General features: G+C 37.6%; 9 protein-coding genes. 1 reads left to right on the plus strand and 8 read right to left on the minus strand.

Going from position 1 to position 15,537, the window contains the following annotated elements; translation table 11 throughout:
* Positions 1–108: 108 nt before the first annotated feature.
* From PL77_RS22450 to PL77_RS22485, 8 genes are all read right to left on the minus strand, one after another.
* Positions 109–1,167, minus strand: coding sequence for a cellulase family glycosylhydrolase (locus PL77_RS22450; RefSeq protein WP_052444646.1), 1,059 nt, complete (start codon positions 1,165–1,167; stop codon positions 109–111).
* Between the two features lie 106 nt (positions 1,168–1,273).
* Positions 1,274–3,043, minus strand: a complete 1,770-nt coding sequence (locus tag PL77_RS22455; protein WP_052444647.1) for an arylsulfatase — start codon at positions 3,041–3,043, stop codon at positions 1,274–1,276.
* A complete protein-coding gene (locus PL77_RS22460) occupies positions 3,043–4,383 on the minus strand; it encodes a glycoside hydrolase family 2 TIM barrel-domain containing protein (RefSeq protein ID WP_044210525.1) in 1,341 nt (446 codons plus the stop codon). The genes PL77_RS22455 and PL77_RS22460 overlap by 1 nt, the downstream gene beginning before the upstream one ends.
* A 211-nt stretch (positions 4,384–4,594) precedes the next feature.
* Positions 4,595–5,806 carry an AGE family epimerase/isomerase gene (locus PL77_RS22465; RefSeq protein ID WP_044210528.1) on the minus strand — a complete coding sequence of 404 codons (1,212 nt, stop codon included), beginning with the start codon at positions 5,804–5,806 and terminating at the stop codon, positions 4,595–4,597.
* A 157-nt stretch (positions 5,807–5,963) separates the two neighbouring features.
* Positions 5,964–7,169 carry a glycoside hydrolase family 130 protein gene (locus PL77_RS22470; RefSeq protein ID WP_044210531.1) on the minus strand — a complete coding sequence of 402 codons (1,206 nt, stop codon included), beginning with the start codon at positions 7,167–7,169 and terminating at the stop codon, positions 5,964–5,966.
* A gap of 76 nt (positions 7,170–7,245) precedes the next feature.
* A complete protein-coding gene (locus tag PL77_RS22475; RefSeq protein ID WP_044210533.1) occupies positions 7,246–9,129 on the minus strand; it encodes a sodium:solute symporter family protein in 1,884 nt (627 codons plus the stop codon).
* A gap of 15 nt (positions 9,130–9,144) precedes the next feature.
* Positions 9,145–10,269, minus strand: a complete 1,125-nt coding sequence (locus PL77_RS22480; protein WP_044210536.1) for a glycoside hydrolase family 26 protein — start codon at positions 10,267–10,269, stop codon at positions 9,145–9,147.
* Between the two features lie 267 nt (positions 10,270–10,536).
* Positions 10,537–11,559, minus strand: coding sequence for a nucleoside hydrolase-like domain-containing protein (locus PL77_RS22485; RefSeq protein WP_044210537.1), 1,023 nt, complete (start codon positions 11,557–11,559; stop codon positions 10,537–10,539).
* 788 nt (positions 11,560–12,347) lie between these two features.
* Here PL77_RS22485 and PL77_RS22490 point away from each other — a divergent pair.
* Entirely contained in the window at positions 12,348–15,536 is a 3,189-nt protein-coding gene (locus PL77_RS22490; protein ID WP_044210539.1) for a TonB-dependent receptor, read from the plus strand.
* Position 15,537 lies beyond the last annotated feature (1 nt).

The following is a 15,537-nucleotide window of genomic DNA, read 5'->3' on the forward strand; positions in this document are numbered from 1 at the left end:
CTCCACCAACACTGAAGTGTTGCTTTCGTTTTCAACCTTCAAGACTTTAGTCTTGATAAGGTTGTGTATCACTTGCCCATAGTTTTAACTATGGTGCACGAAACACTTTTAATGCATCACCGATGCCTTTTTTGAGGTATTTCGAAGGCCATTTTTATCATTAACAATGGCATCACCCCATTCTGATAATTCCTTTCCTTCCCAATCTTTAGAAAGATCCAAGTACTCCACTCCTTTAGAATTTCCTTTCCACGACCAAGCATACCAACCAAAGCCTAAGCGTTCGCATTCCGATAAAATATGTTGGAATGGAATCTGATAAGGCACTTTTTCCTCATCTTCTCCATGTTGAAAACCAAACTCACCTACAATCAACGGAAGTTTCATTTCAGAAGCTTTTTCAAGTCTTTCAGTAATGGTCTTTTTCTCTCTGTACATTTCATACATATGGACTGAGAAAAGAATATTTTTTTCAGGATCTGAATCCAAAATCTCTTGACCGTATTCAAAGATGGACTCTATATTTTGTCCCCAACCATTTCCATCAATTACAATTGTATGTTTCAAACCTGCCTCTCTCATAATTGCAATCGCTTTCTTGTAAGAATCTCTGTAGACTTCACCTTTTCCACTCCATTCGTTCGCGATATTAATCATCAGAGTCTCTTCAAATTCCATCAATATTTTTTTGATCTCCGGTCTGACATAAAACTTTGCCAATGACAATAATTTATCTGCATCTTCATTACCCGTTGCATCATGTAATTCAAGCATTGGTATCATGCCGTTATTTAGACATGTCTTGATCATGGTTTTCAATTGCTTTTTCTCCACAACATTATTCCATTTTTTACGATCATAGTTCGTTTGCCATACCAATCTTACTGAATTGGAATGATAGTCAGCGATGGCACTTAAGGCATTCAAAGCCCAGTTTCTATCTCTGTTGTCAAACCAAAAGTGACTGTTGTTGACTCCTCTTGGAATAAACTCTACTCCGTTGGCATCGTACAATTTTCCATCTTTGATAAAAAAGCCTTTTGAGGTATTGTATTCGGGACGAGAAACTGACTCTGCTAGATTTTCTTTCCCCTTATCAGTGTCTGATGATTCTACTGGTAAGCAACTCGTGATTCCGATTAAAAGAAAAATTAAATATTTATACATGATATCTTAGATTTAAATTTCAAATTAAAATGTCGCACAAACCCATCTTTATCTTTTCAAGCAATTGCCATCTTCATTTTTTACAGGTACTCTTGGTATAAAGAGTTTATAAAGCCTTTTCCAACCTTGTGATAATCTCTTTTACTTCTAAAACTCCCTTTCCCTTTTTATGGATCTTCAAAGTACAAGTAGAAGCTTCTCCTTTTTGAAGTTGAACTTTTCCTAGGTCCAAAATTCCCCAAGTTTGTTCCTTGGCTTCTTGTTCTCTCATGACTCTATCGGGAGTAGGAAGTGCTGTTGGGGTAAAGTTCTTTTTGATCTTTTTCTTGATCACTTTATCTCCGAAAGTGACCTCAATAATATCTCCTTTTACAGCTTTCCCAGCGTATTTAAGTGACAGTTTATAAGTAGATAGGGCTTGTACATCAATAGGCCATTGGATTGTAGCATTTCCATTAATCAAATACCAATCATGGGCCCATCCGTTTTTATTAGCTTTAAATTTTAAGTCACCTTGTCCACTACTTTCATGAACGGCTAACACTACTCTAGGGCTTTCTTTATAACCCATCGGGATTCTTAAATCCGTGAATCCAGCAGAAGTCACATCAGTGTACCAAGTTTCAAAAGCCTCTTTCATCTCCTTGGCTTTCTCTGGTAGTTGCGATTGCAAATCATGCTCTTGAGAGGGATCATCTTTTAAATTATATAAGCCTGTCTCATCGTATTCTTTGGTATATCTAAAATCTCCTTCTCTTACAGCTCCTCTGTCTGCCGTGATTTCAAACCCCGTCATATGAGTGTATAACTTTCTTGAAGTAGGTGCTTTATTTTCCAATAAGTAATCACTCAAATCAACCCCATCAAACACTACCTCTTTTGGCTTTTCAATTCCTGTCAAACCTAAAAGTGTTGGCATCAAATCAATATGTGCTGTCAAGGCTTGTTTGTTATCCGTTGGAATTTTCCCTTTCCATTGAATCGTACAAGGCACCAACGAACCACCTTCATGAATAGAAGCTTTTCCTCCTCTCCAAGGTCCATTATAACGTTCCCCCTGAGGGCCGTTGTCAGTTAGGAATAAAAGAATGGTGTTTTCTTCTAAGTTATTTTCCTTAAGATATTGACGAATTCTGCCGAGGTTATCATCTACATTTTTACACATTCCATAGATGGTGGCGATTTTTTTATTTTGCTTTTCGCCATAACCAAAATCAATGTCCTTGTACATATCATAGTACTTGTCTGGAACTTGATATGGGGTGTGGGGGGCATTAAAAGGGACAAAAGCAAAGAAGGGTTTTTCTTTATTTTTTTCGATAAAATCTAAAGTCGCATCCGTCAAAACATCAGTGATGTATCCTTCCGTTGGAATCATTTCACCATTGTACTCTAATTCCGTATCAAAGTAGTTGCTCCAATGTCCCGAAGTAAATCCCAGGAAAGTGTCAAAGCCCTGCCCTTGTGGATTTTCTGGATAATGTGCTCCATTGTGCCATTTGCCAAAACAACCCGTCGTATATCCAGCAGTTTTGAATACTTCCGCAATGGTCACTTCCTCCGACCTCATGTTTTCTCTACCTCTAGTCACAAATGAAACACCTGTTCTGAGGTGATATCTTCCTGTCAATACACTCGCACGCGTTGGGGCACAAACGGGACTGACATAAAAGCGATTCAAAACTGCACTTTCACTTGCCATTTGATCAAACTGAGGCGTAGATAAATACTCGTTTCCAGTATGTGAGAAATCGCCCCAACCTTGATCATCAGTTAAGATTAAGATGACATTGGGAGATCTATTTTCTTGAGCAAAAACAAAAGAAGTTACTGCAACAAGATAAACCGCTATTACACTAATTATGCTTCTTTTCATTATCGCTCTATGGTTTCTGCTACTTGTATTGTAGTCAATGAATTCATTTTCTTAGCGTACTCTTTGATCACTTCTTGAGTACTTTTATCCTTATCGTACACTCCGTACCAACCTTGTGGTTCATGTGGAGGATCACCGATAAAATCATCTCCTTTTTGCCAATATTCTTTTGGTCGAGTAGGTCTTCCCTCTCCTGAATATGCCCAGAAATTCATCCCAAAAATTGGTGCTTCTTTTTTAGCATATTGATAGACCAAATCAAAAACATATTGATAATATTTGTCTCTCCAAATCGTAGTTGCTTTCGGAGAATAATCGTTATTATCTCTTGCTATACCGAATTCTTCCAAAACTGCCGGCTTCCCTAATCTTTGAGCATCTTTGATATGTTTATCAAGGTATTTTTTGACTTTCAGCTTTGTATCTTCAATGGTATTTTCGGGCTCATCTGGATTATACCAACGCCAGTTTTGAGCCCAAATATGCACTGTCAAATAATCGATTTCTGAAATGTCGTTGTCTCCTAAAAGATTGATTCCTGCATTGGGTCCTGGTGAATCTCCTTCTGATCCCAAGGAAACTAAATGGTTTGTATCTAAGGTTTTAATGTATTTAGCTGTTCTTTTGATCCATTGTCTATACTCATTGACCTTTTTATATCCCCTTGGCTCGTTGCTCAACTGCCAAGACATGATCGTAGGGTCTTCTTTATATTGTACACCTGATATGCTGTTTGTCCTACCAATCAATACCTCCAAATGTGCTTCAAACATTTTGTTGGCCTCTTCATTGGAATAAAACTGAGTAGTAAAATCGGTAAATTTCTCCCATTCTTTGGAGATCTGCGGATAAGGCACCTCACCTTTCCCTGCCCATTGAAGGTATTGTGGCATTCCTCCAGACCAAGTCCAGAAATTGTTTAATACCATCACTGCCTTCATTTCTCTTTTTCTCATCTCTGTCAAAAGAAAATCAAGTCCTTCAAATACTTCTTCATTGTATTTTCCAGGGGCACTCTGCATGGTTGGATGCACTTGGAATGCTTGGTTTTCATCTCCTTCTGATGACGCCAAAATTCTAAGGTTCGTAATTCCCATCGCTTTCATCTGATCTAATTCATTGATCAAACGTTGACGGTTTCCTTCTTTTTCCATTCCAATATTCATCCCATACCAATAGTTGGCACCCATGAAATAGTAGGGACTCCCGTTTAACACCAAAGCCCCATTTTGGATAGTCACAAAGTTATTTAATGCCGTATTTCCGTCTTCCTTGGTTTGCTTCACACATGAGGCGCCCAAAAGAAGGAGGAACAGTAATAATGTATTTAGTTTTTTCATTTCTTTTCTATTTTTTGAACTCACTTTCAGATAAGTACAAAAGGTGTTTCGTGCACCATAGTTAAAACTATGGGCAAGTGATAAGGCAACCTAACCAAGACTAAAGTCTTGAAGGTTGAAAACGGAAACATCACTTTAGTGTTGTTGGAGTTTGTATCACCTGCCCATGACTTCAGTCATGGTGCACGAAAGTTTATCCTATTTTTTGTACTTAAATGGTTTGCACTTTCTTTATTTTTTCAAATCGCTTCATCCCCTCAATACACGCTCTCCCATTATGATAAGGAGCTTTCCAAGGCCCTACTTTATCTTCCTCTAGGTTTGGAACATTGTTTTCATCCACTCTCCACCACCATTCACCATGTTCCTTATTGATGATGTGTTCTTGAGTGTATTGCCATAATCCATGAGCTACATTAAGGTATTTTTCCTCTTGTGTATTTTCATAAGCATTGATAAAACCGACCATTGCTTCCACTTGTGGCCACCAATGTCTATCTGTATCTGTAATGCCTGAAGGATTTCCTTCATTGACAATCGCACCATCTTCAGCAATGCCTTCTGCCATGGTTACATCTGCGATTTTCACCGCTACAGCTTTCACTTTTTCCAATAATGCTTCATCACCTAAAGCGACTGCCGCTTCCTGTAACAACCATGCTCCTTCGATATCATGACCATAGCTGATTTCATCCGATTTCAATTGCCAATTTTCATCAAAGAACAGTTTGAAATGATAAGTATTTTGGTCTAGTATTTTATCTAAGAAGATGATAATTAAGTTTCTTAATTGTCGACCGACTTTAGCACTTTTAGAAGCGCTATACAAAGTTGTATAGGCTTCCAAAATATGCAGATGAGTATTATTCGTCTTTTTCTCATTTTTGTCTTTATCGCTCAACCTGAGGTTTTCCATCAATTCCCATTCTTCTGAGAAGGCTTCAAAATATCCGTTTAACTCCTGATCAAAAGCATGTTTTTCAATGGATTCAAATAATTCCAAGGCTAGTCCCAATGCTTCTTTTGATCCTTTTGCTAGTGCGTATTCTGAAAAGGCATAAATCATAAATGCTATCGCATAGATCTGCTTTTTCCCGTCTACTTTATTTCCTAAGTAATCCAACATCCAATAAACACCACCATTTTTATGGTCGATAAAATGCTTGATGATATAATCATAAGCGTAGTCACACATCTCTAAGTAATGTTCGTCGTTGCATTGGTTGTAAGCTGATGCAAAAGTCCATAAAATTCTGGCGTGCATAATTGATCCCTTATCGGCCTTTTCATTGACTTGATTGTCATAAGAAATCTGCCCAAAGAATCCACCATTTTTAGTGTCTTTTGTGTTTTCCAACCAATACTTGAGTATTCCGTCTTTTAGTTCTTGTTCTAATGCTATTTTGAATGCCTCTATGTTCATGGGAGTGGTATGATTTTAAAGAGAAGTGAGAGGAAGGAATTATGCTCCTTTCTCACTCTCTTTCTTCTAAACTATACTATAAACCTTTTATTTGATGACTTGTGAATCATAGGTGATAAACCACGGGTAGACACATAGGTCTACCCCTACAGGCAACCTATTCGGTCACCGTTTCCATCAAACCTTTTACCTCATCCAAAACCTTCTGGTTTCTGTCCACCATGTCATGGATGGTTTGTACTGATGTTACTGAACGGTATCCGTCTTCTGGTGTGTTTTTGCAGTAATCCACTAATTGATCAATTGTTGATGTGGCTACGTGCATTCTTGTGTCTGATGATGCATAATAGATTTTTACTTCACCATTTTCATCGGCAATCCATCCATTGGCAAAGGCTACGTTGGATACATCTCCTACTCTCTCATCACCTAGTGGAGCGATGAAATGACCAGCTGGGCGATGTGTTACTTTTGTTGGATCTTCTAGTGAAGTCATAAACATATAAAGTACGTAACGAAGTCCTGCCGCTGTATTTCTTACGCCATGTGCCAGGTGCAACCAACCTTCGGAAGTTTTGATTGGTGCGGGACCTTGTCCGTTTTTCACTTCTTTGATTGTATGGTAGATTTTTGGCTCAATCACTCTCTCCTCTTTCACTTCTGCATTCTCCATTGAATCCGTCAATCCCCATGCGATTCCTCCACCAGAACCTGTATCAATAAACCCGTCTTGTGGTCTAGTGTATAACGCATATTTTCCGTCTACAAATTCAGGATGCAATACCACGTTTCTTTGCTGACCTGAGTAAGAAATTAAATCAGGAAGGCGTTCGAAGTTGACTAAGTCTTTGGTACGTACAATTCCTGCCGCCGCTACTGCTGATGAGGTATCATTTGCAGGTGCGTTTGAATCTTTTCTTTCTGTACAGAAAATACCGTAAATCCAACCATCTTCGTGTTGTGTTAGACGCATGTCGTATACGTTTGTATCAGGTTCTTCTGTTTCCGGCATTAATACGGGCTTATCCCAAAAACGGAAGTTGTCAATTCCATTATCGCTTTCTGCTACTGCAAAAAATGACTTTCTGTCTACACCTTCTACTCTGACCATCAATACATATTTTCCATTAAAACGGATGGCTCCAGCATTGAAAGTGGCATTCATTCCAATACGCTCTTGTAGGAAAGGATTTGTTTCTTCATTTAAATCAAATCTCCATGCAATAGGTGTATGAGCTGCCGTTAAAATTGGATTTTCATATTTTGTGAAAATGCCATTATAAGCTTCTGTAGGTTGATTGGTTTTGCTTAATAATGCTTCTTGTTTTTCAATCAATCCGATTACTTGCTCTCTAAAATTCATTGTATTATTTTCTTTATTTCTTTAATGTTTTCTATCACTTATTTTCAACCCATTACATGGGCTAATGATTGTCTGCCTAATTCGCCTCCGCTAATTCTTTTTCATCGATAGATTCAGGCACTTCTTGAGGATCTTCTGGCAACTTATCATACCAGTTTTTCTTCAAGATCAATGTGGTGATGATCAATATTGCAGCCGTAGAAGCAATACCCATTTCCTCTTTGATGACGATGTAAAGTGGAAGTAAGGTGAGCATTGATTGCCAAACGATACCAATCACTACATTGAACATATCTTTCTTAAAGTCTTTATTGGGTTTGAAATTTGGTTCTTTAGCAATCACCTTTTCTTTGATTGGTCCCCAATACCCCCAAGGTCTCACCGACTTATAGAAGTTGATCAATGTTTTTTCTTCTGTTGGTTTTGTCAATAAAGTACCAGCTACTGAACCGATTAATGATACCGCAAAAAGTACTGGGAAGTAATACAGTTCTAAGGTCTCTTTAAACACAATCGGGAAGATCATTGAAGCGGCAATACCTGCTGCCATTCCCCAGAAGAAACCATGTCCGTTGAATCTCCACCAGTGCCATTTTAAGAAGTTGGCTGCGATATATCCACCGTATAATGCCGACACGATCCACTGTAATACTGAGTTGATATTTTCCACATACAAACCGATGATGGTACTGATAATCACCACTGCAGCAGAGATGATATAACTCGCTCTCATTTGTAGTTTACTGCTTGCCTCTGGATTGATATATCTTAGGTAAATATCATTGACCAAGTAAGCCGGTGCTGCGTTGACTGTTGAGGCGAAAGTGGACATAAATGCGGCTAATAAACCGGCTAATAATAATCCCATTAAGCCTGATGGCACGAATTCTTTGATGGCCATCGGTAAGATGTTTTCAAAATCAAAACCGCTTCCTGCTTGATTAATATCTCCACTGAAATACACGACTGCCAAGATGGTAAAACCACCAATCATCAAATACCTTGGTAAGAACATTACGGCAGATACAAATCCACTCATTCTAGCCGCATCTTTTGGTGATTTAGTCGATAAGACTTTTTGCATATCAAAATTCGGTGCAGGACCTGCCATTGAAGCGAAAAATCCTTTGAAAAGCATCATCATAAAGAAGATGGAGAAAGGTGTGAATCCATCACTTTCTATTTTACTGTTTACGGATGGTATATACGCTGACCAGTCCATGTGTAAATCAAAATTGAAGAACGGAGAATTCCAGCCTTCGGGCACCATACCCATTAGTGTGTCTGCGTTGACTTGGTACATCGCAATGCCTGCAATCACAATCGCTGACACGGTCATAATTCCAAATTGTAAAACGTCAGTCCACACAATCGACAGCATTCCACCCATTACTACATAAAAAGTAGCAATTGTTGTAAATAAAATACCGTAGGCATAAGGCACTTGCTCTGCCGTTAAGTCCAATGGAATAAATTGACCAACATACGACCATGGAATGAAGATTTCGATGAACTTGCCTATTCCAATAAATCCGTAAGATAAAAATCCTAAACAGCTTAGTAATGCAAAGAATACGACTACCATGTGTGAAAGCTTTCCTCCAGGACCATCACCAAAACGGGTTCTGATCCACTCTGCTCCTGTCAATACATTGGATCTACGCAACCAAATCGATAGATAAATCATCATAAATATTTGGTTGAATGCTGGCCATAGCCATGGAATCCAAACACTTTTCATTCCGTAGACAAAACATAAGTACACCATCCACATCGTTCCTGAAATGTCAAACATTCCTGATGCATTGGATAAACCGAGTAAGTACCACGGCAATGAATTTCCTCCTAAGAAATAAGACTCCATGTTTTTCGAAGCCTGTTTCTTCAGGTAAATACCAATCACCACTGTAGACAATAAGTACAGTCCGATGATGGCTAAATCAATAGTTTCTAATTGCATAATCCCCCCTACCGGTTATTTTGATTTCTTTTTATTCAAATCTGACTCTAAAAGAATGCTTTCATCTTCCGTAAACTTTTTAAAGTCAGGTGCTGAAGAGTGTCCTTTGTATGGTGCGTAGAAATGATCTCTTTGTTCCTTTTCGTAGTTAGCATTTCTCCAAACCATCACGTACGCCGCTTTTCTTGTCCATTCATTGTGATTCAGCATTGGTAAAAGTTTCTTTGTAAAAAAGTGGTCATCTACCATCGCTTCAATTCCTGTTTCTGTAAAAGCACAAACTTTTCCTTTTTGATCTGCTAATTTTGCGATGATTTCCAACTCATTAATGATCCATTTTTCTCTTGCATCATCTGCATTTTTTCTGAAAGCACCGTAATCATCAAAACCTAAAATATCTACATATTCATCCCCTGGATAACGGTCTAAATACATTTTTTCTGTTTCAAAAGAGTCTGTAGAATACACATAAACCACATGATGAATTTTCTTCTTATCTCTTAAATACTTCACCGTAAACTGCCACAACTTGATATAATCTTCTTTGGAAACATTTTTTCCACCCCACCAGAACCATGAGCCATTGTGTTCGTGCCAAGGTCTGAATAGCACTGGAATCTTCTCTCCAGCTACTTCAAGATCATTTAAAAAATCAGCCACTAAATCCAACTTTTGGATAAACTCTTCATGGTATTTTCCACCTTTGAACATCTCATGCACCACGCTTGTTTTGTCCCAAGCACTCGTCTTTGTCTTAAGGTTGACCATGTGCCAGCTTAAAGTGGTAATACCGCCTCTACCATGTGCTTCTTTAATATATCTTTTGATGTCGGCAAAAGGAATTCCGTCTAAGTTTTTCTCGTTTCCAATTTCACCAATATCCCAACCGTAAAGTCCTGGATAATCGCCTGCTACTTGCTTCACATCTGAATTGTTACCCCACCAATGATAGCCATAAGCCAAGTCATCTTGATGTCCAAAAATGGTCTGATTTTTATTTGACACCTCATGTAATTGCTGGTATAATGCTTTGGTTGGTTTAGTCGCCTTTTTATCATTCAATTTCACACTATCTTGAGCTACACTAGAACCGATAGAAAAGAAAAAAGTTATAAAAGAAACTATAATAGTCTTTCTCATTTCCTTGTTATTTAAAAAATTAATTATTCTTATAAATACACTGTAAACTAAGCTGTTAACTCACTGACACTTGAGCTTATCACACTCTACTTTCAAACCTCTTTCTTCTTCATTTTTGTCTTGAAGCAAAAAATTCAAGGGATCGCTACCAAACTTAAAGGATAGAAAACCCAATGGCGCGAATGTTAAGCGATAGCGTCATTCGTGTCCTAATGATCAACAGAAATCTCCTGATTTCTACTAACCATACATAAATGAAAACTTAGTTTACAATGAGTACAGCTGACTTAGCTGATCCATCAAAGAGGAATACATTTGATCACGTCGTAATAGTACGTTTTGCTTCCTTTCGTTTAATACCTGAAAAGCCAAATCCCACGACTTGCAAGGATATTGATAATCCCATTGCTTTGTATCTGCTCGGTCTACCCAATAGTGTGGTCGTTCTACAGGAAATGGTTTGATGTAATTTCCTGTCCACCCTCCAAACTCAGGATAATTGTGTTTGATTTGTGGGTCTACCAAAAACATGATGGGAATGGCTCCTTCTAGGTTAAAACGTGTTTTTTCACTCTTTGAAATAAAATCACCTAACTCACCATACTTAATTATTCCGTTGTATATTCTTTGAGGTTCATTCCCTTCGGATAAACCTTTATAAGCCCAGTCGTTTTCAATCCACCATAGCTTGGTGAATCGTTCAAATACTTCCGTTCTGCCCCATCCGTTCCAATTCAAATTTCCACACACATCTTCATCCGGTGGTTTTACGCCTGTCCCAATAGAGATCAATCTGATATTGTCGGAAATGTCTGGAGCCAATAGTAAAGCCTCTTTCACCACCTCCATTGTACCAAGTATCAGTACATACAAAGGGGTGTCATTTTGGCTTCTTGCCTCTTCAATAATTTTTTGAACACCGGTATCTCTGTCTTTCTGAAGACTTACTTTTAAACTGTCCGGTAGTTGAAATTGCTGTTTATTAAAAGAAAAGGAGTCATTAAAAAAGTCTTTCTCATAACACTGAAAAATCTCCTTCACTTTATTTACACCAAAGGCATTGTACCTGTCTAAAACTACTCCTTGAACAGTCACTTTATTTAAGTACCACATCAAGTACGTTAAAGCCTGTTCGTCCTTCATTGAAAAGTCAGCATTATAGATATCAGTTGTAATAATCACTCTTGGCTTCTCTGTCACAAGATCTCCTGCGCCTCCTTTTACGGATGTGCATCCTGTTTGTATTAAGAGTAAAAAAATTGATACTATATAAACGTATTTTCTTTTCATGACGAAGTACTTTTCATTTCACTTTCCGATGTTGTTAAGACAAAAGTACTTCAAGAGACAGGTTACAGATATGGAGTTTTCTCTTTAAAATAGAACCAATACTAAAGGGTGAAGATATTAGCAAATTTTCATTTAGTTACTTTTTTATCAAAAACAGCCATTATGATATCAAAAACAAAGATTTTACGTTTCATTTTTTGACAATCGATTCTTTTAATGAATGAATTATTAATCGAAAAAAAGCACTTATTTATTACATATTTTCTCATTAATCAGGGCTAGATATCAAAAATCATTACTTAAAACCTAAAGATTTATTATCATTGCTTGAAGCGTAAATCATGATGATTTTTCACATCACAGAGGAAACACATAAAGCGTGGACTTTTTCATCAAAAAAGTAATTTTTTCACCTTTTTTTAAACTTAAAATTGAGCACCACAATTCATATCAAGCAGTCAAATGAATAAAATCTGCATACCATCAATTAGTGTCCACCCTACATTTGTAATGTACTTCGACACTGTAGTCATTCATTATTACAAGGCTAAACTTATTGAAGTGAAATAAGCATAATGAAATGGAATAATCATCTAAAACATTATTACTGCGATGTTCAGAAAATTCAGATTTGAGAATGACGGATTTACTTCAAGAAACCGTATTTATAAAACAGAAATGATAATTATTACTTCAGCGTAGTCGAGTACTTCTGGAACATGAGTATTTGAAATTGAAATGAACGATACCTCTGTTCCAATAAAATTATTTTTTAAAATATTTTGAGTATGAGAAAAATTACTTCTTATCCGTTATCCCGCTATGTGGGGTTAGTTATTTTTCTTCTTCAAACAATTACCACAATAACGTTCGCCCAAGAACAAACTATATTGACAGGGGTTGTAATGAATGAAGAAGACAATTTTCCATTACCTGTCGCATCCATTAAAATTAAAGGCACTACCAAAGGTACTGTTACAGATTTGGATGGTGCTTATTCTATTCAAGTAGAAAAAGGTCAGCAATTGGTGATTTCTTATTTAGGAATGGAAACACACACATGGACTTACAATGGAGCAAGCAAACATGATTTCTATTTAAAATCTGACGCCGCACTTCTTGAGGACGTTGTGGTAATAGGTTATGGAACAGTTCAAAAACGCGACTTAACAGGTTCTATCAGTAAAGTAAAAGAAGATGAAAACGTTGTGAGACAATACAACGACCTTGATCAAATGTTACAAGGTAGAGTCTCAGGAGTACAAGTGATTGGTAACGAAGGAGCACAAGGTGGTGCTGTTTCTGTAAAGATCAGAGGGGTTAACTCGTTGAGAGGAAACAACGAACCCCTTTATGTAGTAGATGGTATTATTATTAGTTCAGCAGGTGATACGCCGGTCAATGTACAAGGTGGTAACTCTGCCCCTAGTGCTCAAAATGGTTTGGCGGGTATCAATCCCAAAGATATTGAGGACATTGAAATCCTTAAAGATGCTTCTGCTACCGCAATTTATGGTTCTCGTGGTGCCAACGGTGTGGTTTTAATCACGACTAAAAAAGGTACAAAAGGTGCCGCTAAGGTGAATTTCTTTGCGAATACATCGATCTCTGAACCTTCAAAAACAATTGATGTATTGGATGGATTTGAATACGCTCAGTTTATCAATGATGTGAACTTATCCAACAATCAAGTTCCACTTTATCAATTAAACCCTGAAACTAGAGAGGTGTATCAATTGGCAAGTGGAAACTTACTTCAACAACACAATTGGCAGGACGAAATCTACAGAACGGGCGTTTCTTATAATGCTGGAGCTTCTATCAGTGGTGCCAATGAAACAACTGACTATTATATCTCAATGGGATACAACAACAAGCAAGGTGTTATTCCAAATTCTTTTTCTCAGAGTGGTGACTTAAGAATTAATTTAGGGCAAAAGATCTCTGAAAAATTACGTTTTGAAGCCAAGACTACTTTAAATATTCTAGATGGATCGTATGCTCAAACAGGTGAAAGAGCAGGTGGTAGCCGTTCGTTGATAAATCAAATGGTTGGTAAATCGCCTCTTACGGGAATGAACATTGATGGTGAAGATGATGGTGATGCTGTTGAATTAACGCCTTGGGATTTCATGAATAATAATGATGACCTTATGAAGCAATTCAGAACGATCATTGGCGGTAAATTGGAATATAAAATTGTAAAAGGACTTAAAGCAACATTAAGAACCGGAGCCGATTTAAGAAATCAAGATAGAAGCATTTGGTTTGGTCCTGGTACTTTCCAAGGTAACCAATTAAATGGCTATTTAAATACAATTCAACAAAAAAGAAGCTCTTACAATATTGATGGTATTGTGAACTTCAACAGGACTTTCAATAAGAAACATAGAGTGGGTGCTACTGCCGTTGTAACGTATGATTACATCAATTCGCAAAACACTACGTATGCCGTCAGCAACTTTATTGATCATAGTTTCAGAGGAGATGCTCCTCAATACGGACAAGATATTTTATCTCCTCAAAGAACATTGACTTACGAAGAATCAATCTTCTCTTACTTAGGGAGAGTGAATTATACTTTCAACAATAAATATATCATGACAGCCAACTTCAGAGCGGATAAATCATCCAAATTTGAAGAAGGAAAACAATGGGGATTCTTCCCTTCTGCATCAGTAGCATGGTATATTTCAGAGGAAGATTTCTTAAAGACATCAAGCAGTCTATCAGACTTAAAGCTAAGAGCAGGATGGGGACGTACGGGTAACCAAGCCATTCAGCCTTTCCAAACATTGGCCAATTATACCAACAACCTTTACCCTGACGGTAATAACGGCAACCAGGTAGGTTTGATTCCAGGTAACTTAGCCAACACCAACTTAACGTGGGAAACAACAGATCAGATCAACGTTGGCTTAGATTTTGGTTTCTTGAAATCTAGAATTACAGGTACGGTGGATTTATACTCAAAACATACTATGGACCTGCTTCAAAGACTTCAAGCACCAACTTCAACAGGTTTTAAAAGCTACTATATCAACAGAGGTGAAATGTACAACCGAGGAGTTGAACTTAACCTAAATACGGTGATTGTAGATAATGATACTTGGGGTGTAAATATCGGTGGTTCATTGACTAAAAACATCACAGAAATTGGAGAATTGGGAATTCCTGAATCAACGATTTATATCGATGGTCAGCCTCAACAAGTACAAGGATATTTAGGCAATGAAGTATCAAGTGGTGGTACACTTAATGGTCCTGCCAATATCTTCGTAAAAGGAATGCCAGTGGGGGTATTCTATGGATACAAAACCAACGGAATTTATGCCACTGATGAAGACGCTAAAAGTGGTCCTACATTTAATGGCAATCCTAATCAAGCCGGTGATGTTATTTTTGTAGATCAAAACGGAGATGGGAATATCACTTCAGATGATAAAACTATTATTGGTGATCCTAACCCTGATTTTATGTACTCCATCAATATGGAATTCAGATATAAAATCTTCCGTTTAAGTATGCTTTGGAATGGCGTTTATGGCAACGAAGTCTTGAATGCAGACTTAGCTTGGACAGCTTATCCTTCGCCAGTTTACAATAGCTGGAACGTAAGACCAGAGGTATATTACAATGCTTGGACTCCTCAAAACACAAACACTGATACACCAAGAGTGGGTTACGGATACGGCAACTCAATGGGTAGTCATATCACAGACCGAATGATTGAGGATGGTAGTTACCTAAGATTATCCAATGTGACATTTACGGTAGATCTTCCTACTGAAAAATGGTCAAATATAGGTGCAGTAAGCATTTACTGTACAGTTAGAAACCCAATCACAATTACCAATTACTCAGGTTATGATCCAGAGGTCACTTCTTTCCTTTATGATGGTACCATCATGGGAACAGATTGGGGTGCCTATGCCAACTTGAGAACTTACTTGATGGGTATTAATGTCACATTCTAAT

It is taken from the genome of Flammeovirga sp. OC4, assembly GCF_000812565.1.
In the GTDB taxonomy this organism is placed as follows: Bacteria; Bacteroidota; Bacteroidia; order Cytophagales; family Flammeovirgaceae; genus Flammeovirga.

What these genes read in the sequence shown, in the direction of transcription:
- PL77_RS22450 (WP_052444646.1), bottom strand. Translation starts at nt 1,167, where the DNA reads ATGTATAAATATTTAATTTTTCTTTTAATCGGAATCACGAGTTGCTTA.
- PL77_RS22455 (WP_052444647.1), bottom strand. Translation starts at nt 3,043, where the DNA reads ATGAAAAGAAGCATAATTAGTGTAATAGCGGTTTATCTTGTTGCAGTA.
- PL77_RS22460 (WP_044210525.1), bottom strand. Translation starts at nt 4,383, where the DNA reads ATGAAAAAACTAAATACATTATTACTGTTCCTCCTTCTTTTGGGCGCC.
- PL77_RS22465 (WP_044210528.1), bottom strand. Translation starts at nt 5,806, where the DNA reads ATGAACATAGAGGCATTCAAAATAGCATTAGAACAAGAACTAAAAGAC.
- PL77_RS22470 (WP_044210531.1), bottom strand. Translation starts at nt 7,169, where the DNA reads ATGAATTTTAGAGAGCAAGTAATCGGATTGATTGAAAAACAAGAAGCA.
- PL77_RS22475 (WP_044210533.1), bottom strand. Translation starts at nt 9,129, where the DNA reads ATGCAATTAGAAACTATTGATTTAGCCATCATCGGACTGTACTTATTG.
- PL77_RS22480 (WP_044210536.1), bottom strand. Translation starts at nt 10,269, where the DNA reads ATGAGAAAGACTATTATAGTTTCTTTTATAACTTTTTTCTTTTCTATC.
- PL77_RS22485 (WP_044210537.1), bottom strand. Translation starts at nt 11,559, where the DNA reads ATGAAAAGAAAATACGTTTATATAGTATCAATTTTTTTACTCTTAATA.
- PL77_RS22490 (WP_044210539.1), top strand. Translation starts at nt 12,348, where the DNA reads ATGAGAAAAATTACTTCTTATCCGTTATCCCGCTATGTGGGGTTAGTT.